At 33.7% G+C, this 22,264-nt stretch carries 21 protein-coding genes and 2 tRNA genes; 16 read left to right on the top strand and 7 right to left on the bottom strand.

Translation table 11 applies throughout. From position 1 onward, the window contains the following. Positions 1–107 precede the first annotated feature (107 nt). Genes KTQ83_RS07050 through KTQ83_RS07035 form a run of 4 tightly spaced genes read left to right on the top strand, consistent with a single transcriptional unit; the run spans position 108 to position 2,961 of the window. Positions 108–1,571: a DUF1846 domain-containing protein gene (locus tag KTQ83_RS07050; RefSeq protein ID WP_217256381.1), complete on the top strand. Its 1,464-nt coding sequence runs from the start codon at positions 108–110 to the stop codon at positions 1,569–1,571. A 9-nt stretch (positions 1,572–1,580) separates the two neighbouring features. Then, positions 1,581–1,868 carry a hypothetical protein gene (locus KTQ83_RS07045; RefSeq protein ID WP_217256380.1) on the top strand — a complete coding sequence of 96 codons (288 nt, stop codon included), beginning with the start codon at positions 1,581–1,583 and terminating at the stop codon, positions 1,866–1,868. Then, a complete protein-coding gene (locus tag KTQ83_RS07040) occupies positions 1,868–2,167 on the top strand; it encodes a hypothetical protein (protein ID WP_217256379.1) in 300 nt (99 codons plus the stop codon). The genes KTQ83_RS07045 and KTQ83_RS07040 overlap by 1 nt, the downstream gene beginning before the upstream one ends. An 8-nt stretch (positions 2,168–2,175) precedes the next feature. After that, positions 2,176–2,961 (top strand): nucleoside phosphorylase, encoded by a 786-nt coding sequence (locus KTQ83_RS07035; protein ID WP_217256378.1) that lies wholly within the window; start codon positions 2,176–2,178, stop codon positions 2,959–2,961. Here the strand turns inward: KTQ83_RS07035 and KTQ83_RS07030 are convergent. After that, positions 2,958–4,454 (bottom strand): NAD(P)H-hydrate dehydratase, encoded by a 1,497-nt coding sequence (locus KTQ83_RS07030; RefSeq protein WP_217256377.1) that lies wholly within the window; start codon positions 4,452–4,454, stop codon positions 2,958–2,960. The two genes, KTQ83_RS07035 and KTQ83_RS07030, sit on opposite strands and share 4 nt — an antisense overlap. 100 nt (positions 4,455–4,554) lie before the next feature. On the opposite strand from KTQ83_RS07030, the gene KTQ83_RS07025 reads away from it, so the two are divergent. The 3 genes from KTQ83_RS07025 to KTQ83_RS07015 are packed head-to-tail and all read left to right on the top strand — an operon-like array spanning position 4,555 to position 8,355. Further along, complete coding sequence (locus KTQ83_RS07025) at positions 4,555–6,162, top strand: oligosaccharide flippase family protein (RefSeq protein WP_186998983.1); 1,608 nt, start codon at positions 4,555–4,557, stop codon at positions 6,160–6,162. Position 6,163: 1 nt separating this feature from the next. Next, a complete protein-coding gene (mnmG, locus tag KTQ83_RS07020) occupies positions 6,164–8,011 on the top strand; it encodes a tRNA uridine-5-carboxymethylaminomethyl(34) synthesis enzyme MnmG (protein ID WP_217256376.1) in 1,848 nt (615 codons plus the stop codon). A 53-nt stretch (positions 8,012–8,064) separates the two neighbouring features. Continuing rightward, positions 8,065–8,355: a septum formation initiator family protein gene (locus KTQ83_RS07015; protein WP_117926585.1), complete on the top strand. Its 291-nt coding sequence runs from the start codon at positions 8,065–8,067 to the stop codon at positions 8,353–8,355. Positions 8,356–8,424: 69 nt separating this feature from the next. Here KTQ83_RS07015 and KTQ83_RS07010 read toward each other — a convergent pair. Both KTQ83_RS07010 and rlmD read right to left on the bottom strand, forming a co-directional pair. Beyond that, a tRNA-Leu gene (locus KTQ83_RS07010) sits at positions 8,425–8,510 on the bottom strand. A gap of 14 nt (positions 8,511–8,524) precedes the next feature. Beyond that, on the bottom strand, positions 8,525–9,820 hold the full coding sequence (gene rlmD / locus KTQ83_RS07005) for a 23S rRNA (uracil(1939)-C(5))-methyltransferase RlmD (RefSeq protein WP_186998981.1): 1,296 nt from the start codon (positions 9,818–9,820) through the stop codon (positions 8,525–8,527). 110 nt (positions 9,821–9,930) lie between these two features. On the opposite strand from rlmD, the gene KTQ83_RS07000 reads away from it, so the two are divergent. The 4 genes from KTQ83_RS07000 to KTQ83_RS06985 all read left to right on the top strand — a co-directional run bounded on the left by KTQ83_RS07000 (position 9,931) and on the right by KTQ83_RS06985 (position 14,060). After that, a complete protein-coding gene (locus tag KTQ83_RS07000) occupies positions 9,931–10,356 on the top strand; it encodes a MarR family winged helix-turn-helix transcriptional regulator (protein WP_158551100.1) in 426 nt (141 codons plus the stop codon). A gap of 29 nt (positions 10,357–10,385) precedes the next feature. Next, positions 10,386–12,116 carry an ABC transporter ATP-binding protein gene (locus tag KTQ83_RS06995; protein ID WP_217256375.1) on the top strand — a complete coding sequence of 577 codons (1,731 nt, stop codon included), beginning with the start codon at positions 10,386–10,388 and terminating at the stop codon, positions 12,114–12,116. Further along, positions 12,106–13,929 carry an ABC transporter ATP-binding protein gene (locus KTQ83_RS06990; protein WP_217256374.1) on the top strand — a complete coding sequence of 608 codons (1,824 nt, stop codon included), beginning with the start codon at positions 12,106–12,108 and terminating at the stop codon, positions 13,927–13,929. Before KTQ83_RS06995 ends, KTQ83_RS06990 begins: the two co-directional genes overlap by 11 nt. Before the next feature lie 54 nt (positions 13,930–13,983). After that, positions 13,984–14,060: transfer RNA gene (locus tag KTQ83_RS06985), tRNA-Arg, on the top strand. 585 nt (positions 14,061–14,645) lie between these two features. Here the strand turns inward: KTQ83_RS06985 and KTQ83_RS06980 are convergent. Further along, the gene (locus KTQ83_RS06980) at positions 14,646–15,029 is read right to left on the bottom strand and encodes a helix-turn-helix domain-containing protein (RefSeq protein ID WP_217256373.1); all 384 of its coding nucleotides are present in this window, start codon (positions 15,027–15,029) and stop codon (positions 14,646–14,648) included. A gap of 121 nt (positions 15,030–15,150) precedes the next feature. Between KTQ83_RS06980 and KTQ83_RS06975 the strand changes: the two genes are divergently transcribed. The 3 genes from KTQ83_RS06975 (at position 15,151) to KTQ83_RS06965 (ending at position 19,277) form a co-directional block, all read left to right on the top strand. Beyond that, entirely contained in the window at positions 15,151–15,291 is a 141-nt protein-coding gene (locus tag KTQ83_RS06975; protein ID WP_003865986.1) for a hypothetical protein, read from the top strand. A gap of 46 nt (positions 15,292–15,337) precedes the next feature. Next, positions 15,338–18,676 carry a coiled-coil domain-containing protein gene (locus KTQ83_RS06970; protein WP_217256372.1) on the top strand — a complete coding sequence of 1,113 codons (3,339 nt, stop codon included), beginning with the start codon at positions 15,338–15,340 and terminating at the stop codon, positions 18,674–18,676. Positions 18,677–18,761: 85 nt separating this feature from the next. Continuing rightward, positions 18,762–19,277 (top strand): hypothetical protein, encoded by a 516-nt coding sequence (locus KTQ83_RS06965; RefSeq protein ID WP_217256371.1) that lies wholly within the window; start codon positions 18,762–18,764, stop codon positions 19,275–19,277. 300 nt (positions 19,278–19,577) lie between these two features. On the opposite strand, the gene KTQ83_RS12295 is transcribed toward KTQ83_RS06965, so the two are convergent. Beyond that, complete coding sequence (locus tag KTQ83_RS12295; RefSeq protein WP_227403071.1) at positions 19,578–19,670, bottom strand: DUF6440 family protein; 93 nt, start codon at positions 19,668–19,670, stop codon at positions 19,578–19,580. Positions 19,671–19,729: 59 nt separating this feature from the next. Further along, on the bottom strand, positions 19,730–19,936 hold the full coding sequence (locus KTQ83_RS06960; protein WP_217256370.1) for a hypothetical protein: 207 nt from the start codon (positions 19,934–19,936) through the stop codon (positions 19,730–19,732). Between the two features lie 376 nt (positions 19,937–20,312). Here KTQ83_RS06960 and KTQ83_RS06955 point away from each other — a divergent pair, with 376 nt between their 5' ends. Both KTQ83_RS06955 and KTQ83_RS06950 read left to right on the top strand, forming a co-directional pair. Beyond that, the gene (locus KTQ83_RS06955) at positions 20,313–20,912 is read left to right on the top strand and encodes a hypothetical protein (protein WP_217256369.1); all 600 of its coding nucleotides are present in this window, start codon (positions 20,313–20,315) and stop codon (positions 20,910–20,912) included. Then, positions 20,884–21,294 carry a hypothetical protein gene (locus KTQ83_RS06950; RefSeq protein WP_217256368.1) on the top strand — a complete coding sequence of 137 codons (411 nt, stop codon included), beginning with the start codon at positions 20,884–20,886 and terminating at the stop codon, positions 21,292–21,294. The genes KTQ83_RS06955 and KTQ83_RS06950 overlap by 29 nt, the downstream gene beginning before the upstream one ends. 395 nt (positions 21,295–21,689) lie before the next feature. On the opposite strand, the gene KTQ83_RS06945 is transcribed toward KTQ83_RS06950, so the two are convergent. Next, a complete protein-coding gene (locus tag KTQ83_RS06945; protein WP_217256367.1) occupies positions 21,690–22,145 on the bottom strand; it encodes a transposase in 456 nt (151 codons plus the stop codon). Positions 22,146–22,264 lie beyond the last annotated feature (119 nt).

Genomic DNA, 22,264 nt, shown 5'->3' with positions numbered 1-22,264 from the left:
ACAATAGTTGGGCTTGCCCCTGCGAAGATAGCTAGCTGCCGGGTCCTTTTTTTTTGCCTTTTTTGTAATTTTATTGTAAAATCATGAGTTGTATGGAGATTGAAATTATGAAAAAAATTGGATTTAATAATCAAAAATATTTAGAAATGCAGTCAGAGCATATTAAAGAAAGAATTTCTCAATTTGGAGATAAATTATATTTGGAGTTTGGTGGAAAATTATTTGATGATAATCATGCTTCTCGCGTATTACCTGGATTTTCGCCAGATTCAAAATTACAAATGTTGATGCAGTTAAAAGATGATGCTGAAATTGTCATTGTCATTAATGCTAATGATATTGAACAAAATAAAACTCGTTCCGATTTACAAATTACATATCAAGAAGATGTTTTACGTTTGATCAATGAATTTACTCAACGAGGATTATATGTTGGAAGTGTTGTTGTAACACAATACAATCGTCAAAAAGCAGTTGATTTATTTAAAGCTCGTTTGAAACGTAGAAAAATTGACGTATATTTCCACTACTTTATTGAAGGATATCCTACAGATACTAAAAAAATCATTTCTGATTCTGGATTTGGAAAGAATGATTATGTTAAGACAACAAGACCTTTAGTTGTTGTGACGGCTCCAGGTCCTGGTAGCGGTAAAATGGCTACTTGTTTATCACAGTTATATCATGAACATAAACATGGCATTAAGGCAGGATACGCAAAATATGAAACGTTCCCTATTTGGAATTTACCTTTGAATCATCCTGTAAATTTGGCTTATGAAGCTGCAACTGCAGATTTGGCCGATGTAAATATGATTGACCCATTCCATTTACAGGCTTACAATGAAGTAACAGTTAATTATAATCGTGACATTGAGATTTTTCCTGTCCTAAAGAACATTTTTGAAGAAATATATGGTTCAAGTCCTTATCAAAGTCCTACAGATATGGGTGTAAATATGGCGGGTTTATGTATTAGTGATGATGAAGCATGTTGTAATGCAAGTAACCAGGAAATCATTCGTCGTTATTTTGTAAGTAAAACAAGATATGCTCATGAACTATGTTCATATGAAGAAGTTCAAAAACAAGAAGTTGTTATGAACAAAGCGGGTATTACAGAATTAGATCGTCCTTGTGTTGTTGCTGCACGTAAAAAAGAAGAACAAACTCATTCTTTATCTGGTGCTATTGAATTGGATGATGGAACAATAATTACAGGAAAAACAACGAATTTAATGGGTGCTTGTTCAGCCGTTTTAATGAATGTATTAAAACATCTTGCAGGAATTGATAAAAAGAAAGTTTTAATTTCACCAGAAGCTATTTTACCTATCCAAAACTTAAAAACAGAATATCTTGGTTCGGTAAATCCAAGACTTCATTCAAATGAAATTTTAATTGCGTTATCTGTTTCTGCTTTGCATAGTGAAGATGCAAAAAAAGCATTAGCTATGTTACCAAAATTAAAAGGTATGCAGGCTCATGTGACTTGTGATGTTGCGGATGTAGATTTAAGTATTTATGCGAATTTAGGCATTATGCTTACATATGATGCTAATAAAAAGTAGGAGGTTTCTATGGCAAAATCAATTCCTAGCTCTGGGGCAGGAGCTGTTCGTATTATTTTAAAAAATAAAGATACTTTCCATTTTGATTTAAGAGAAAAGAAAGAAGATAACGGAAAACAAAGTTATTTGTTTGATGTATATTACGAAAATACTACTGGTACTTTAAATGTATTGATGGATAATGGTAAACCCGTTATTGCAGCATTGAATTTAAGTTTGGGTAAAGTTATCACTTTGTCTAATGATACAAACTTAAAAAAATTATGTAACTATGTAGTAGATAAGGTGAACGTATAATGAAGATAAGATTGCATGTAGTTGTTGACAAAGAAGATGATGCTGTTGTTGAAGTTGTTCAAAACGCATTGAATGAAATTTGTTCAAAGATGTCTTATTCTCCAAGTCGATTACAGCCGAGTTTAGCTGGTTGCATGGAGTTTTATGCGACAAGTGATTTGAGTGAAGATGAAATCGATGATTTATTATCCAAATTGAATAATGACTGGGATGGAGAAAATGATGATTGTCAGGCTTATAGCTTTAATACGGCAATGTTTCATCCAAATGTCTACTATTTACAATTCCAATCTTTCTAGGATATATTATGATTGATTACACAGAAGGTTCAAATAAACAATATCATACTCAATTAGAGGAAAATGGTGTTGGAGATTATGTTATTTTAACGGGAGATCCCAAAAGAGTAAAGGATATCGCATCTTATTTAGATGATGCATATTTTGTTGCGGACAACCGTGAATATGTTACATATTCAGGCTATATTAATGGAGTATTATGCAGCGTAGTTTCAACTGGTATTGGTGGAGCCAGTATTGCAATCGCAATGGAAGAGCTTATTCAACTAGGGTGTCATACCTTTTTACGTGTAGGTACATGTGGTGGTATGCGTCTTGATGTTCAAGGTGGAGATATTGTGATTGCAAGTGGTGCCATTCGCCAAGAAGGTACAACACGTGAATATGCACCTATTGAATTTCCAGCTGTTCCTCATTTTGAAGTTTTAAATGCTCAAGTAGAAAGTGCAAAAAAACTTAATCTGCCTTATCATGTAGGTGTTGTTCAAAGTAAGGATTCTTTTTTTGGTCAGCATGCACTGGAAACAATGCCAGTTTATCAAGAGTTGCAAAACAAATGGGATGCGTATTGCAGACTGGATTGTCTGGCTTCGGAAATGGAATCAAGTACTGTGTTTATCGTAGGACAAACTCGTCATGTTCGTAGTGGAGCTATGTTTTTATGTTTAGCGAATCAGGAAAGAGAAAAAGCAGGATTATCAAACATTCAAAATCATGATTTAAAACCATTAATGAAATGTGCTGTTTTAACATTGAAAAATTTGATACAAAAAGATGAGGCTGAGAATCACTAGGATCTCAGCCTTTTTAATGTGTTTGGAATATTGTTGATAATATCTTCTGGCATGAAACTTGCCAAATCTATATCAAGTTTAGCACTTTGCGAATGAATATAGGTAGCACATAGAGCCGCTTGTAAACTATCTTTGCACTGTCCAAGCATCGCAACGACAATACCACATAAAATATCCCCACTGCCGCCTTTTGCCAGACCTGCATTTTGTGCATCTAAAACATAGACACTGCCTTGATGGGCAATATAGGTTTGACTTGATTTTAGTATGAGTACGCAGCTTGGATATTCTTTTGAAAAGTCGCGAGCCACTTCGAATGGATTTGATATAATGGTAGAAACATGGATACCTGTTAAATCGGACATTTCTTTAATATGCGGAGTTAAAATTGTGGTTTCACTCCGTTTTAATAATTCAATATTCTTTTGTGCAGCCCATAATGCATCGGCATCAAGTACTATTTTTTTGTCACTCTTTAAAGCTTGTTCAACTAAAGCGATAGTAATGTTGTTTTTTTGCATGCCATTTCCAATTGAAATAATTGAATAATTGTTAATATTTTGTTTCAACAAATCAATGGCTTTAGAACTAAATATACCATTACGATCGGCACATTGAAGAAGCATATAAAAATCGGATTTGATTGCGAGAACATTAGAAATACATTCTGGAACCATCAAAGTAAGAGTACCGATACCACTTTTATAAGCACTAAGACTTGCCATGTGGATTGCACCATGCATGTTTTGACTTCCGCCAATCATTAGGGCTTTTCCAAAAGTTGACTTATGTGCATTCAATGGGCGATTTGGAAGATGAATATCCTCCTCATTTAATATTTTAATTTTGTCCATGCATTTTTGATGAAGAATTTGAGGAATTCCGATATCTACGAGATATAATTTGCCACAATGATTTTTTCCTTCATTTAGCCATTGTCCTTGTTTGTAGCAATCCAAGCTAATTGTGTAATCTGCATGAATGGCGCATCCTAGAACATTTCCCATAGTGGAATCAATGCCACTAGGCATATCAATACTGATAATGGTGGACTGAGATGTGTTTACATTTTGAATCATAGTTTTATAAAATCCGGTAATATCTCTAGATAATCCATTGCCAAAAAGGCAATCAATATAAATGTCATAAGTGACATTAGGAAGATTTTTGCTGAATGGAATTTTTAAATTTTGTACCATTTGAAATTGAATTTTTTCATCTTCCGACATCTTTTTGATTTCTGGAACCACAACATATAGATTTGGATATTTAGGCTGTAGAAGTCTTGCGATTGCTAATCCATCGGCACCATTATTTCCAGGACCGCAAAGAATACAGATAGATTGGTTTGTATTTGTGATTTGTTCAATAATTTCGGCTGATTTTAAAGCTGCATGTTCCATCAAAATCAAACTTGGAATCTGGTATGTTTTGATGGCTGCATGATCAATGTTTCGAGCCGTAGTTTGCGTATGTATATAGGCTGGATACATAATCTCACACTCCTTATCTTTACTATACTCTTAATGTTTAAAAAATCATAATACTTTTAAGGATGTATGTTATAATTATGAAATTGGGGGTATTTATTTTATGTCGAAATCTTCAGCGGCCAAAAAGTCGATTATTGTTGGCGGCCTGATCGGAACAGGCGGTCTATTTGTATCAAAACTAATTGGATTGGCTTATACAATTCCATTTTCATATATACTTCAATCGGAAGCGTATCAGTCTGTATATGCACAATCTTATAATATATATGCGTATTTATTGACGATATTTCAGTCGGGAGTCCCTTTTGCCGTGGCCACACTTGTAGCTCGTTATATTGCTTTAGAAGATGCGAAAAGTGTTATTCTGGTAAAGAAAATTGCTTTTGCGATTTTAGGCTTAACGGGATTTGTTGGAATGATCCTCTTATTTACTTTATCGAATGTAATTGCGCCAGCTATGGTCGCCAAGAATGCCGATATCATGGCAAATTGTTTGAAAATATTATCTCTAGCGATTTTTCTTGTTCCTGTATTATCTGCATTTAGAGGATATTATCAAGGCTTAAAAGAAATGGAAGAATATGCTTTTTCACAAGCTTTTGAACAAGTGTTCCGCGTTGCCTTTTTACTAAGTGCAGCATGCCTTGTAGTCTATGCGTTTGGATGGGATAAAAAGTATGCATTATATGCGGCGGTTATGTCAACTTCTGTGGCAACGATTGCGGCAATTTCTCAATTTGCGTATTTTGATCGTAAACACCAATGTGTAGTGGATGAAATGGTACAAAGACAAACGACACGTTCTCATTCAGCTAAGAAAATCTTCAGAGAAATTCTTATCCTAGCTATTCCTTATTTAGTGGTTGCGATTTTAGGAAATATTGACCAGGTATTTAATGGTTTCTTACTTCCTACAGGATTAAAAATGCATTATAATGCCAAAGATACAACGACTGTCATTTCTGCATCAAATTATGTGGCAGGTAAATTAAATGCGATCCCAATGATTTTGGGCCCTGGTTTTGCGACAGCGATAATTCCGCATATTTCAGAGGCTTTGTCAAAGAAAAATTATAAGTTAGTTAAGAAAAATGTGTTGGATAGTATCAACGTAGTTTTATATGTAGCTATTCCTGTATCGTTTTGTATTTTTGCGTATGCAGGACCATTGAATTACACGTTATATTATTCCGAAAACTTAGAATTGTGTACATTCGTTGTACAATGGATGGCTTTGGAAGGTTTCTTATCTACATTAGCTCCGTTAGTTACGAATTTAATGGTTTCTTTGGAATTAAGAAAAAATGTATTAAAAAATCTTGCGATTGGTGTATTGATCAAAGGAGTTCTTTTGATTCCATTTGTATGGATCATGGGGATCGCAGGTGCTGTTATTTCAAGTTTTATTGGTACAGGATATATCATTTATAAAAATTTAAAAGAGATTCAAGATGTATACAACATTTCATATCGTAAAACTTTAATTATTGTAGTGCGTATTTTGATTGGATTGTTAGCGTTATGGATTACTTCAATACTTCTATCTAAAGTTGGATTGTATGGTGTTGAAGGATCAAAACTTTCATGTTTGTTCAAGATGTGTTTAAATGGTTTATTAAGTGTAATTGTATATGTGGTAGTTACTTTGTATTTAAAAGTTCCACAAAATATTTTTCACTTTCAACTAAGAAAGAAATCGGGTGTATAAAATGTATGATGTAGTAGTTGTTGGAGCTGGACATGCCGGAATTGAGGCTTGTTTAGCGGCGAGTCGAATGAATAAGAAAACGGCTATCGTGACTTTAAGTAAAGATATGATTGGTTCGATGCCATGTAATCCTAGTGTAGGTGGACCGGCAAAAGGAATCGTAGTTCGAGAAATTGATGCCTTGGGTGGTATGATGCCTATTGCGGCAGATAAGACGGCTTTACAGTTTAAGATGTTGAATACGACAAAAGGACCTGGAGTATGGAGTTTGCGTGTTCAAAGCGATAAGATTGCCTATAAACGTTTTATGAAAAAGGCATTAGAAGAACAGGATAATTTAGATATTATTGAGGCAGCATGTAAAATTGTTGTAATCAAGGATGGAAAAGCCTGTGGTGTTGAGCTAGAAGATGGAACATTTATTGAAAGTAAGACGGTTGTTTTGACAACAGGTACTTATATGGCAAGTAATGTTTTAAGAGGACATACTTCCACTGTTTCTGGTCCAGAAGATCAAAGGACGGTTAATACGTTGTCAGAATCATTGCGTGAGGCTGGAATTAAAACTTTCCGTTTAAAGACGGGAACACCAGCTCGTATTAAAATGGATACAATTGATTTTTCAAAGACAGAACCACAACCAGGGACAAATCAATTTTTGCGCTTTAGTGAAACAACAAAACAAGAGGATGTATTGCCTTTTGAAAAACAAGAGATTTGCCATTTAATTTATACACAGCCAGAAACGCATGAAATCATTCATACACATTTGCATGATTCTGCAATGTATTCTGGGTTAGTAAAAGGGGTAGGTCCTCGTTATTGCCCAAGTATTGAAGATAAATTGGTTCGTTTTGCGGATAAAGAAAGACATCAGCTTTTCTTAGAGCCTGAATCTAAAGAATTAGATACAATTTACATTCAAGGATTCTCAACATCAATGCCTATTGATGTACAGGAAAAGATGGTTCATTCTTTGCCGGGACTTGAAAATTGTGTGATTGAAAAATATGCGTATGCGATTGAATATGATGCGATTGATCCACTTCAGATGAAGCCGAATATGGAAAATAAAATTGTTGAGAATTTATTTACTGCAGGACAGGTCAATGGTACGAGCGGATACGAAGAAGCAGCTGGTCAAGGATTGATGGCTGGGGCGAATGCGGCATTGAAAGTGGATGGTAAAGAACAATTTGTTCTTCGTCGTGATGAAGCTTATATTGGTGTCATGTTAGATGATTTATGTACAAAAGGAACAAAGGAACCTTATCGTTTATTAACTTCAAGAGCGGAATATAGATTGTTGTTACGTCATGACAATGCGGATCAAAGATTGCTTGAAAAAGGCTATGAAATTGGTTTGGTTTCACAAGAAAGATATGATGCATATAAAAAGAAGATGAATGATATTGAGGTTGCTCGAGAAGAACTTTCAAATGCACATATTAAACCGAATAGTGAAGTCAATGAATATCTTGATAGCTTGGGCTTTGATCCATTGGCACATGGATGTAGTGCATTGGATTTAATTAAACGTCCAAAAATTACAGTTAAGGGCTTGGCAAAATATACGGGATTGGATTACGAAACTCAAATCAATGAGCAGATTGAGATCCAGACAAAGTATGCTGGGTATATTGCCAAGGCAAAGCGCGATGCGAAACATTTACAGCAGATGGAAAAAATGAAACTTCCTGCAGATTTGGATTATGAAAATATGGATAATTTATCTTTGGAGGCAAGACAAAAATTAACAGCTATCAAGCCTTTAACATTAGGACAAGCAAGTCGTATTTCTGGTATAAATCCTAGTGACATTGCGATTTTAGCTATGCGTGTGAAATAATTTACATTGAAATCGCTTTCTATTATATGCTATAGTAAAAAGGGGATAAAAGTATGAAGGGAAAACGAAAAAAAGTTCAACATTTCTTTGTATATATCGCAATGCTGGTTATGTCTGGCTTTTTAATCATGGGTGGTTTGCAGCAATTGTCAATGACGCATGAGTTAAAGTCGAGTATTGTTCAAAAGGAAAAAGAAAAAAAAGAATTGTCTTCTAAAAAGAAAGAATTGGAGAAGGCAAAACAGAATCTGACAAATCCAGATTATGTTGAATATATTGCGCGTGGAAAATACTTAGTGACAAAAGAGGGGGAGCAAGTATTTAAATTTCCAAGTAAAGACTAACTAGGCCGTTTGGTCTAGTTTTTTTGTGTGGAAAATAAAAAAAGTGCCGAAGCACTTTTTATATCTATATGGTGAGGCCGATGCGATTTGAACGCACACGAGCACAACTCACTACCCCCTCAAAGTAGCGTGTCTACCAATTCCACCACGGCCTCATAGTGTTAAAATATTACACTATTTTACTGAGTTTGGCAACACATTCAAGTCCGGTTGTTTGACAAAACATGTCTACAGGTTGAACGTATTCGCATTGGTATCCATAATTTTTAAAGATTTTTAAATCTCGTGATAACGTTTTAGGATTGCAAGAAACGTATATAATCTTTTCGGGCTGCATGGTCACCGTATCTTGGATTCCATTTTCTGCCATTCCTTTTCTTGGTGGATCAATAAAGACGACATCAATTTTATCGCTTTTACGTTCGTGTGCAAAATCTGTGGCATCCTGACAAACATAGTGACAATTATCAAGGTGATTCATTTTTGTATTGTCGTTGGCATTATCAACGGCTTCTTTAACGATTTCAACACCAATCACGCTTTTCGCATGTTTACTGACAGCCATACCAATGGTACCTGTGCCTGCATACATATCAATGCATGTTTCGTTTCCAGAAAGATTAGCGGCTTTAATGGCTTGATTGTACAAAACTTCCATCTGTATAGGGTTGACTTGGAAGAAGGATTTAAAGTGCAATTTCACTTTGTTACCTAAACATTTTTCAATGATGTAGTCATTTCCATATAAGACTTTATATGTATCACCTAAGATCACGTTGTCATTTCGTGTGTTGTAGTTAAATACAATACTTGTGATGTTTGAGAATGTGTTTTTTAATAGTTTAGACAAAGACAAAATATTCTTTTCATTTTTACCAATAAATACCACTTGAATTTCATCTGTACTTGAGTGGCGGATAAAGATGTGGCGTAAGCCTTCTGCCATTTCAATTGTGATATGTTTTTGAATGAAGCCAAAGATTTTATTGATTGTAAAATCTTGAATCTTGCATTCTTTACATGTCACAACGTCGTTTGAATGTTGGCGATAAAAACCCATCAGGACCTTACCATCTTTGATTTTAACCGGAAACTGTGCTTTGTTACGATAGTACCAAGGAGAATCCATACCTAGTATTGACTTTACTTCAATATCTTCAAATAATTTTTTGACATGTTTATATTTATAGTCTAATTGATAAGCATACTTCATGTGTTGAAGTTGGCACCCACCACATGTTTTAGCAACTTCACAAGTAAGTTCTTGGCGATTTATACTTGGCTTTAAAAGTTGAGTAATTATGCCAAAAGCATATTTTTTGTTGACTTTTACGATTTTGATTTTTGCCTTTTCACCAATCAATAAGTTTGGCACAAAGACAACCATATCGTCAATTTTTACAACACCACTATTTAAATCTGTATCATCGATACATGTTACAATATATTCTTCATTTTTTTTCATACATATTTATGATATCTAAAAAAACAAGAATTGACAAATGGAATTATTATAGTAATATATATAGCGTACTATGTAAATATATAGCATGCTATGGAAATGAGGTGAGGAAAATGTGTGACAATAATGAGATTGGTTTTTATTTTAGTTTAATCAAGAAAAAAATGGACAAACATATGAATGAAGGTTTAAAAAAATATGATTTAACTAAATCTCAACAAGACGTCTTAGGATATCTACATTTTACGGATAAGGATCCAGTTATTCAAAGAGATATTGAGGAACATTTTCATATTTCGAATCCCACAGTTACAGGGATTTTAAATCGCTTGGAACAGAAGGGGTTTATTGAAAGAAAATTGAATCAAAAGGATAAAAGAGTTCGTGCTATTGTGTTGACTCAAAAAGAGCAGGATCTTCATGAAGATATCGTGAAGCAGATTCGTACAATGGAATCTAGATTTGGAAATGTTTTAGGTGACGAGAAGAAGGTGCAATTGTTAGAAATCTTAAAAGAGCTAGCTGAAAATTTAGAATAATTGAAGATTTAGAATAATGGAGGTTTATTATGGTCAAGACTTTATTGAATGAAGTTAAAGAATATAAAAAGGATACGTTATTGAGTCCGATTTATGTTTCAATCGAAGCCATACTTGAAGTGTTTATTCCATTTTTGATGGCATTATTAGTGGATAATGGTATTGAAAAAGGAAATATGGGTTCAATTTGGTTTTATGGTACTTTAATGTTGGTGGCCGCCTTTGTATCTTTATGGGCTGGTGCTAAAAGTGGAAAGCATGCGGCAATCGCATCGAGTGGTTTTGCGAAGAATTTAAGAAAGGCAGAGTATCGTAATATTCAAAACTTTTCTTTTTCAAATATTGACGCTTATTCAACAAGTGGATTAATCACACGTATGATGACGGATGTGACAAATATACAAAATGCATATCAGATGATTATTCGTGTTTGTGTTCGTGCACCATTGATGTTAATCGCATCTTTGATCATGGCTTTTATCATTAATATACGAATGGCAATGATTTTTGTGGTTACGGTTTTATTTTTGGGAGTCGTTTTGTTTGGAATTATTTTTATTGTAAGTCCCATCTTTAGTCGATTATTTTCTCGCTATGATTTTTTAAATGCGAGTATTCAAGAAAATATTCTAGGCATTCGTGTCGTGAAATCTTTTGTTCGTAAGGATCATGAAATTGAAAAGTTCCGTAATGAAAGTGAGACTATTTTTAGTATTCAAGGGAAAGCGGAAAAAATCTTAGTGTTTAATTCGCCTGTTATGCAGCTTTGTATGTATGGCACAATTATTTTGATTTCGTGGTTAGGGGCTCATCAAATTGTGGCTCAAAACATGACAACCGGAGAATTGATGTCTTTATTTACATATACTGCAAGTATTTTGATGTCATTGATGATGATGAGTATGGTTTTTGTCATGGTGACAATGTCGATTGCGAGTGGAAAACGTATTGCCGAAGTATTAAATCAAGAATCCGATTTAACAAGTCCAGAAAACGGAGTTCAAACTGTGGCCAATGGAACCATTGATTTTGAAGATGTTTCATTTCATTATGGAAATGATGAAGACATTTTAAGTCATATTGATTTGCACATTCCTTCAGGATCAACACTAGGAATTCTTGGAACAACGGGATCTAGTAAATCGAGTTTAGTACAATTGATTCCAAGACTATATGATGTAACACAAGGTAGTGTTAAAGTAGCGGGAATGGATGTTCGTGATTATGATTTAAAAGTATTGCGCGATAATGTGGCCATGGTTCTACAAAAGAATGTTTTATTTTCGGGAAAAATCAAAGAGAATATGCGTTGGGGTAATCCAAATGCGACAGATGAAGAGATCATGGAAGCTTGTAAATTAGCACAGGCGGATGAATTTATTCAGTTGATGCCAAATAAATATGATACGTATATTGAGCAAGATGGTACGAATGTTTCGGGTGGACAAAGACAGCGTTTGTGTATCGCAAGAGCCATACTAAAGAGTCCTAAAATTTTGATTTTAGATGATTCTACAAGTGCCGTGGATACAAAAACCGATGCTTTGATTCGACAAGCATTCTTAGAGAAGATTCCACATACAACTCGAATCATTATTTCACAGCGTGTTTCAAGTATTCAAGATGCAGATCAGATTCTTGTGATTGACGATGGAAAAATTTCTGGTTTAGGTACGCATGAAGAATTATTAAAATCAAATGCGATGTATAAAGAAACGTTTGAAGCACAAAATAATGGAGGTGACTTTGATGAACAATAGAGATACAAATAGTCTAAAGCGAGTTATTAAAGAAACAATCACTTCTTATAAGATTGAAAGTTTTATTGTGCTTGTATTGATCATTGTATCTAGTATCGCCAATGTATATGGAAGCATGTTTTTAAAGAGCTTGATTGATGATTATATTGTTCCGTTATTATCACAAACAGTTCCGAATTATACGCCTTTATTCAATGCATTAATGGAATTGGTAATGATTTATGGTGTTGGTATTTTAGCTACGTATGGATTTAATCGTATAATGGTAACAATTTCATTGGGTACTTTAAAACATATTCGTGATGAATTGTTTGAACATATGCAGACATTGCCATTGTGCTTCTTTGATACACATGCACATGGGGATATCATGTCTGTTTATACAAATGATACGGATACTTTAAGACAGCTAATTTCTCAAAGTATTCCTCAGGTTATTGTATCTTTAATGACGATTATCTCAGTTACGATTTCCATGTTCATCTTAAATGTTCCATTGGCTGTTTTAACAATCGCATGTGGTTTATTGATGGTGTATACTTCAAAAAAGATTTCGGCAAAATCAGGTAAATACTTTATTGCCCAACAAAAACAATTGGGTGTAGAAAATGGTTTTATTGAAGAAATGATGGAAGGAAGTAAAGTCATTAAAGTTTTTACGCATGAAGAACAAAGTATCAAAGATTTTGATCAAGTAAATGATGCGTTGTTTGAAGCAAGTGCCAATGCGAATACGTTTGCGAATGTTTTAATGCCAGTCGTAATGAATATTGGGTACATTTCTTATGTACTTGTTGCGGTAGTTGGTTCTATCTTTGCCCTAAATCATATTGCAGGATTAACATTAGGTGGCATTGCCGCTTTCTTACAATTAAATCGTAGTTTCACAAATCCAATTGGACAAATTAGTATGCAGCTAAATGCAGTAATAATGGCAGATGCAGGAGCTAAGCGTATTTATGAAATCATAGATATGGAAAGTGAAGTGGATGATGGTATCGTGACTTTAGAACAAATTGATCATGATCACTGGGCTTGGCATCATCCAAGAAAAGATGGGCAAGATGAATTGGTTCCACTTCGTGGAGATGTTCGTTTTGAAAATGTGAACTTCTCTTATAATCCAGATAAACAGATTTTATTTGATGTTTCTCTATTTGCGAAACCAGGACAAAAGATTGCCTTTGTAGGAGCTACAGGTGCTGGTAAAACAACAATCACGAATCTAATCAATCGTTTTTATGATATTCAATCGGGTTCCATTACGTATGATGGTATTGATGTAAAACTAATCAAGAAAGCAGATCTTAGAAAATCATTAGGTATTGTATTACAGGATACAAACTTGTTTACTGGTACAATCATGGATAACATTCGTTATGGTCGTTTAGATGCGAGTGATGAAGAGTGTATTGCGGCTAGTAAACTTTCGAATGCACATGAATTTATTAAACACTTAGAACATGGTTATGACACAATGATTCATGCAGGTGGAGAATCTTTATCGCAAGGACAAAGACAACTTTTATCCATTGCACGTGCAGCTGTTGCCAATCCTCCTGTTTTGATTTTGGATGAAGCAACAAGTTCCATTGATACACATACAGAAAGAATCGTTCAGGAAGGTATGGATAAGTTGATGGAAGGAAGAACGGTATTTGTGATTGCACATAGACTTTCAACTATCCAAAATAGTGATGCGATCATGGTGTTAGAACAAGGTCATATTATTGAGCGTGGTAATCATGAGGACTTGTTGAAACAAAAGGGTAAATACTATCAATTGTACACGGGTGCTTTTGAGTTAGACTAAATATTTAAATTTTGGCTTGCATATATTTTGATTATGTTATAAAATGTATGCGTTGTCGACGTAGCTCAGCCGGATAGAGCATGCGCCTTCTAAGCGCACGGTCGGGGGTTCGAATCCCTCCGTCGACGCCATCTTGTGAATAAAGCCCTTATATAAGGGCTTTTTTTATGCTTAATGGTATTTTTGACGACATTTGTGACGACATTTACATTTTTTTGACAAAAAATAACTAAAACATCATTTATTTAAATTTGTTACGATATTTCTGTTAATTCGCCATTATACAGCTATTTATTCGCCAAGCGATGGCGAGTGCATAACCCTTTAAAATAAAGGCTTACGGCAATTATTTTATTATTTCGCCAAACATTTCATCACAATAAGAGCCATTTGGGATTGCTAAGATTCGGCAGGAAATAGAATAACAAATAAAGATTATAGTCCTTTTGAACTGATTTCAGCTAAAGCATCGAATAGAAAGGCATTAAATACTATAATTAATTTCATTAAAGATAGTGTTTCTTCTGTGGTTGAGCCTACTAAACAAGTCATATTAGAAATGTTATTTGATGATATGAAGGATGTAAATGAGGTAGTTGAGGAATATAACAAATTTAAAAACAATGAATGATTAGAAAAAGCGATACGGTAGCATATGTCTGTGCTTTGTATCGCTTTATTTATTTTTATTCTATCAAATTGGATAGTAAAGTTTGTTATTTTTGATAAATATAATGTTTCATGAATCGATCTAATACAATCCATTCTTCTTCGTCTAGTGAGACTAAAGTAGATATGAATTTTCTTTGAATTTTCGCAATATCAGAATTAGAAGAAATAGCGTTTTCATAGAAATTTCGAATTTCATCTTCTTTTGATTTAGGGGTAAACATCTCACCGTTTCCATTGATTAACCATTCTTTATTTACATTGAATTGGCGACAAATGGCTAATAGATTTCCTTTTGATAGACTGTTTTCACCATTTTCAATTTTAGATACAGCTGCTTTTTTAATACCTATTATTTCTCCAAATTGTTCTTGACTGATTCCTTTACGTAATCTAACTTTCTTAACACGTGTTCCTATTTCATCACTCATTGTAATAAACCTTTCTATTTCATAATTATAATTATGAAAAGTATCTTTAATCAATGTAATCGTTTGACCAAGTCTATGAAAGATACTATAATGTTTCTTGTAGATACTTGGGGAGTATATTATGGAAAATATAACTTTGGAAGAGCTAGAGATTTTGAAAAGTATTAAAGAATCTTTAAAAAATCTTGATGAGAAAGAGTTGAATGAAACATTGGATTTCATGAATAAACTTAAAGCTGAAAAGAACACTTCTAATTGTTAATGAATCTGTATTTTTGATATCTCAGATGAAAGGTAAGGATAGTTTAATGAAAAAGGAAAAATTATTATCAAGTCTTGCTGCTACTAGTTTAGTGTTGACACAGGCAGGACAGTTAAGTGTATTTGCAGAAGAAAATAACAATAGCGTAATAGAACCTGCAACATCAGAAAAAGAAACTACGACTATAGAAAAGACAGAAAAAGAATTATTACAAGAAAAAATCAATGAGGCTCAGAAGAAAGCTGATGAAGCAAAAGAAGCAGAAGAAAAAGCTCAAAAAGTTTATGATACATACAATGAAGGCACTTATGTACCTACAAAGGCAAATGTCAATACATTAAAGAGCAATTATGATGCATCTTCTTTAGAAGCACAGAAAGCTATTGTAAGCGAGTTAGAAAAACAAGTGGCCAATCTAGAAGAAAATCAAAAGAAATTAGGACAAGCCAATGAACAGAAAAAGTCATTGCAGACACAATTGGATGAAACAACAAATGCACTTGCCGATGCTAACTCTAAATTACAGGAAGCTCAGAAAAAATATGATGCTTTACTAAACGGAACATCTGAAGAAGAGATTTCAAAAGATGTTGAAGAAAAAGGAAAAGCTTTAGCAGAAGCTCAAAAATCTTTAGAAGAGGCACAAACAACTGTTTCAATCTTAACACAACAAAAGGCAGAAGCCGAAGCAAAAGTAACAGAAGCCACACAGAATGTAGAAAATGCACAAAAAGCCTATGCAGAAGCACAGACAAGTGTGAATGAGGCACAAAAAGCATTAGATACTGCCGTAGCTAACTACAATGAAAAAAAGGCAATCTACGATGGTGCAAGTGATCCTACAATCAAAGCTCAGTATGAGGCAGATATCAAAAATGCAGAAAATGAATTAGTCACTGCACAGACAAATCTACAAGTCGCACTTGAAAATCAAACAGCAAAAGCAAATGCTGTAACAAGTGCAGAAAAAAGCCTTTCAGATGTCAATCAGGAAATTCTTAATTTAGATGCACAAATTACAGAGAAGCAAAAGGCTTTAGATGTACTAAATCAAACTATCAACGATGCAGAAACTGCATTAAATGAGGCAAAGGCACAGTTAGAGACTGCGAAAGCTAATCAAGCATCTAAAGAAAAAGAATTAGAGACTGCGAAAGCTAAACTAGAAAAAGCAAAGCAGGATGTTATGACACACCAGAGAAAGGTAAGTGAAGCTCAAGAAGCTGTCATTGCACAAGAAAAGGTAGTTACACAACTACGAGCAGATAAAGAACAAGCTCAAGCAAAAATCGAACAAGGATCAAAAGGATTCTTTGAAGCTTACGGATACACAGATGCTTTAAAAATCTTAGAGGAACAAAGCACTGCAAATGGTGGAAGTACGAATATCGGAGCAGAAAATGATGCAACAAGTTTAGAAAACTTTAAACGTGCATTAAGTATGGTACGATATGGAAATGCTTTAAGAACCAGTGACACAAACTTCACAGGACGAGAAGATTTAAAAGTAAATCCAACATTGTTTGCGATTGCACAGGTGCAAATCAATGCAACTGCTAACGGAAAAAAGCCAGGACACTCTCACCTTTATAATGTCGGAGAAAACATTATGGGATCTCCTATCTCAGAAGACGATAAAGGACTTTATGAGGGATGGTATGATTCAGAAAAGCAAGTCTATGATTATATCACTGCCAAAGGGTGGACAATTACCGAAGTACGAAATGATGAAACTAAATACAATGAGGTCATGAATGCTGTAGGACATGGAAATATCCAAATTGGACACTATAAGAATCTAATTGGATTAAACAGTGATGTAACAGGAACAGCCTATATCTATTCGAAGACACCTGCTCCAGATGGATACAGATGCAACGCGGGACAAGTGTTTGATTATGTAGCTCGTTCCAACTATATTACGGAAGTTAATACGATGACCATTGATGAATTTGAAGCTCAGTTCAATGAATACTATAACAAGCTGATGAATGCAGATGGTATCTTGAAGGATGGAGAGTTAAAATTAGAAGCTCTAAAGGCAGAGTTGGAAAATCAGAGACAAGTTTTAGGTACTAAGACTGCGGCTCAGACAAATGCACAAACAAATGTAGCAACTGTGCAAACACAGGTTACACAGGCAACCAATGCGACTGCACGTGCTGAGGCAGATGTAGCGACTAAGCAGGCGGCATTTGACAAGTTGCGCGATGATAATACTGCTTTAAATATGGCAAAGGAAATTGTCGGCTTAAAGACACAGAAAGCACAGTTAGAAACTGTTGATCGTGCAGAGGCACAAAAAGCTCTTGAAAATGCTCAACAAGAGAAGAAGTCTGCAGATCAGAATGTTGAAAGCAAAAAAGGTATTGTAAATGATGCACAAGCAACTTTGAAAAAGAGAAAAGATATCTTAGATGAAGCAAATAAAGGTATCGAAACAGCAAAAGCAAATCTGGATGTGGCAGAAAAAGATGTTGATGCTAAATCAAAGATTTTAGGCGAAGCTAAAAATAACGAAAGAACTAAAAAGGCTTTATATGAGGCAAGTCAGGCAACATTAGAGACTGCAAAAGAAGATGCTCAACAAAAAGTGGATGAGTTAGAAACTGCAAAAGCAGAAGAAGCTGAAAAAGCAAGTGCGGTACAGACTGCAAAAACTGATTTTGAAACAGCTACTTTAAAACAAAAGAGTTTAAATGATTTGAAAGCAGAGATTGTAAATACTCAGGAACAGATTGGTGCATATCAAAAAGCAATTGAAGACTTCAACGGAGCTATTACAAAATTAGATGAAACTATTGGTCAATTAGAAAATGAGCAAGCTTCTATTGAAGATGTCAAAGGACAAGTCGAAAAAGCATATGAAGCTTATAAGAAGTTAAGTGCAGATCCAACAGGGTTCATGGATGTCGTTGACAGTGACAATGATGTTGTACTTGGATTGTATTCAAAAATGGGTTCTATGCGAACTGCATACGAGGAATATGCAACTGCTTTAAATGTGTTCTTAGGTGTAGAAGCTCAATGGAATGCAAATAAAGAACAATTGGAAAGTGCAAGTCGTGACTACGAAACTGCAAAAGCTGAGCTTGATAAAGCAAATAAAGCTTTGACTTCTTATCTAGATAAGATCAAAAAAGAAGAAGAGGCTAAGAAAGCCGAAGAAGAGGCAAAGAAAAAAGCAGAAGAAGAAGCTAAAAAGGCAGAAGAGGAAGCTAAGAAGGCAGAGGAGGAAGCTAAGAAAGCTCAGTCTGAAGCTCAGAAAAAGACAGATACAGTCAATACGGGTGCAGGAACTGCTTTAGGATTCTATGCATTAAGTGGTGTTCTAGGATTAGCAGGTGTTGCATTTACTGGAAAACATGCTCGAAAAGAAGATTAATTATTCTTTCGACTGCAGAAAATAAAACTAATGAAGGAGAGAAATATTCTCTCCTTATTTTATAGAAAAGAGGATAGATTTACTTATGCCATATCGAATAAAAGTACAGAATAAAATGGGGGATTGGTATCAAATTTTTCCAGATGACGTAAAGCTAAAATCTTTTTTGAAAGTAATGAAGGAACAAGGTGCTATTTTTCAAGAGGACGGAAGTTTTACTTGTGAAATTTATGAAATACAACCCGTAATTGATTCTATTGAAGAATATATTAAAGGTAAACAAAAAGAATTTAATTCGCCTCGTGCATTGCGTACAAGAATTCAAAAAAGACAACTAGAAATGGATCAGGGTATTTATAAGGTGGTTCCTAATAGTTTATTTGATTTAACAAATGACTTTGTACCATCAACTCGAAAAAAGAATACGGGATATGACATAGAACCAGCATGGCGAATTATTGAGAAAAATGCTACACATTGGTTTTTATTTACTAGTTTTAATTTTATAAAATTTCTGGAAGGTTCTATAATCAGATCTGATATTTTAACATTTAAATTAAGAGAGCATGAGACAATTCTAATAAAAGGCGTAAACGAATAAAAAATGTTTATTTGAAAACATTTTGAAAACCTTTATACATAAAACTTAAATAGAATGCTGTTAATTATTATAATTCCCTGCTTTATGTAAAGGGAAATTCAGAATTGCTGAGATATAAAAAGACATAGAGTTATATCCCTCCGTCGACGCCATCTTGTGAATAAAGCCCTTATATAAGGGCTTTTTTTCTGTTTATAGATAGTTTTGAAAACCTTTACAAAAAAACAAAGAAACATTACGTCTCTTTGTTACAAATACTCTGGAATTAATAAAATATATTATTTACTAACTACTGGTTTGTCATCTTATCAGTAAAGGTGTGAAGCCTGCTGCATTTCCGTTTCTATGGAAAATATAATTTACTCCTGTTTGTGTATAAACTAAAATTTCCATTACATTACATCAATCAAGCATTAATTATAATACGATCTATAAGTGTTCCTGACTATTATTTAGTGTCTTTTCTTATAAAACCAATAGAAACCAATGAAAACCATGTCCAAAATACACATGATGATTTGCCCTGTATCATGTGTATAGATACTATATAGAATCAATACTGCAGTAATGGTGAAAAATGAAATTAGTTTCCATTTTGAATAATCTGTAAGTGCAATGAAAAATAAGATGAATTGTACAGTGAATAATAAGTAATACATATGTATTTGATCCTCCATGAATCTTTCTAAGATTATTGTAATTAAAATTTTGATATGACACAATTGCTTTAATTGGTGTTTTATCATTATTTGTTAACACAGAAGGAAAGGTAAAGGATTATTCTATGCATAGAACTACTACTAGACAATTATTTGAAAATATGTTTTAGAAACACCCTTTTTCGTTGACACAATCTTGTAAATAAAGTCTTAATATGAAAGTTAATTGTGTAGTCTTATATTTAAATGGTGGAAAAATTAAGATAATAATAAGAAATCATATTTTAGGAGATGTGATAGCAATGGACACAGTTTATATGGTCATACTTACTTGATGTAAAAAAATAAAAGAAAAATAAAAGAAAGGAAATATGTGATGAAAAATAAAATATATTATGGCATTATTACTTTGATTTTGTGTATTAGTATTATAAGCATGTCGACTATTAGTTTATATGCGGCTTCTTACAACAAGAGAGCACAAGTGATAGGAAGCTATCTTTCAGTTTACGCGTATTCGTATTGGTATAACATAAGTGTACAACATAATAATGGTACAATCACTTATGCTAATGATATTAGTTTATATGGATCAAATTGCCAGCATTATGCTCTACAATATGGGTGTACAATCTCTCCAAGTCAATCATCTAAGCTTGTTCATTCTGCCAATAATGCAATAACATATAATATTAATGTTGCTGAGTATGCTAGCACAGCTCTAAGTACGCCAGTTTACGTGGGCTCTTTGACAAATACAATCACAGCCGTTCCTACAAGAGCTCGGCCATTAGAAAATAATGAGTCAATTAACCCTGATGAATGGATTGTTTACTATGAACAAGGAAATGGGCTGTTTTTTGATATTCAAGAAGCTACAAAATTTGCAGCAGAGAATGGATTAAGTTTGATATATGTTATGCAAAAATCTGAGGAGTTAAGAAATAATGAGCATCTCAACATTGTATATCAATAAAATAGCTGACAGCATCCTTTTTGATGAGAAGAACAAAGAATTTACAATATGTGATGGTAGTTTAGGGACTTACAAATTTTGTGATATTGTTAGAAGTCAAATAGTTTATGAACATGCTAGATATAAAGGCAAATCACCATTATTTTCTCATAGAGTGTTAATTAGTACGTTTAATACGAGTATTTTTATTGAATTGAAAAAAGTGTATGTAGGTGTTGAAATTGAATTATCAAATATAGGTAAGGTATATGTATATATATCGAAAAATCCGGTCATACAACATAACTTTCAATTTGAAGAAGATTATAAAATCGCAAAACAGATAGATAAAAAGTTAAAAAGAATGGCTATTGAAAAAAAACAGATTGGATTAACATATTAAAAGCAGTTAAGGTTGATTTATTCTTGTTTTTTTGTCTTTGTGTGTTTGTGTTAACACAATGGTTTGTAAAAAGGATTATTATATGAATAGAACTACTACAAGACTACTACTTGCAGATGTGTTCTGAAAACACTCCTCTCCGTCTAACTAACGGAGTCTTGGGTGTTTTTTTATTAACTAATTCAATTAAAATAGTATTGAAAAGAGTAGGTGGTTTTGTGAAACAGATGAATGACAATTTGACTATCATAGATGACTTAAAAAAATTGGATAATAGAAATCAAGAAAAAATTCAAAAATTATATCAATAATTTTTCATGGTTTTTATTGCATGCTGAAAAACCCTGAAGAAAAAGCGCTTTTTTTCAGGGTAGTTTTGGTGTATAATCTCGTTGTTATTTATTGTACTGGTATAACTCACCAGTTTTGCACATGCTATAAATTATTCGTACTAATTTACTAGCACATGCAGTCTTTGCAGCTTTCGAACACATCGGGTTTGATTGCTGCTTTTTCTTTATATAGAAATCCTTAATACTATTATCATCTCTCTTAAGCCTTATAGAACACGTTACAGCCAGATATAATAAACACCTTAATCGTTTATTGCCTTTTTTAGTAATGTGCATATGATCCCCGTCATTCTGTCCACTTTCACTGATTCTTGGATCCAGTCCGGCAAAGGCTACTAACTCATTCTTCTTTTTAAATCTTGTCATGTCACCTAGTTCTGCAATAATACGTGCAGCTAGGTTATCTCCAATACCTGGAATAGATTTGATTATACTAAAGTCAGGTAGTTCCTGTGCTAGCTTAATCATTTCACCAATGGTTCTTTCAGCTTCTGCCATATCTTCTTTTAATTTCTTGATGAATCTCTGAAGTATTAATACTTCAATATCATCCTTATCACATTGGTACTACGTCAAGAAAAAGGACTCATAAAATAGATAAATTTTAAATTCTAATG

Source organism: Holdemanella porci, assembly GCF_019052655.1.
Taxonomy (GTDB): domain Bacteria; phylum Bacillota_I; class Bacilli_A; order Erysipelotrichales; family Erysipelotrichaceae; genus Holdemanella; species Holdemanella hominis.
Note: the sequence above shows the minus strand (reverse complement) of the source record. Positions and strands in the feature narration are given on the sequence as shown.